Genomic DNA, 289 nt, shown 5'->3' with positions numbered 1-289 from the left:
GGCGTACCGCTGCTACTGCACGAAGGAAGAGCTCGATCGCGCCCGCGAGGAGCTGAAGGCGAAGAACCCGAAGGCCGCCTTCGTGTACCCCGGCACGTGCCGCGAGCGGCGCGACGAGCCGGACCTGCCGTTCGTGGTGCGCTTCAAGACGCCGCGCGAGGGCAGCACCGATTTCGTCGATCGCGTCTTCGGCGCGATCCGCACGCCGAACGCGGCGCAGCAAGACTTCGTGCTGGTCCGCACGGACGGCTATCCGCTCTACAACCTCGCGGCGACCGTCGACGATCAC

At 68.5% G+C, this 289-nt stretch carries 1 protein-coding gene; it reads left to right on the top strand.

The genetic code is table 11. The annotated features are described in order from the left end of the window. On the top strand, window positions 1-289 hold a 289-nt coding region (locus ACKX14_RS15645; RefSeq protein ID WP_422449294.1), incomplete at both ends, for a glutamate--tRNA ligase family protein.

It is taken from the genome of Thermorhabdus hydrogeniformans (assembly GCF_049310025.1).
In the GTDB taxonomy this organism is placed as follows: domain Bacteria; phylum Bacillota; class Thermosediminibacteria; order Thermosediminibacterales; family Tepidanaerobacteraceae; genus JBJYKD01.
The sequence above is the reverse complement of the archived record's forward strand: the minus strand, read 5'-3'. Positions and strand labels throughout refer to the sequence as shown.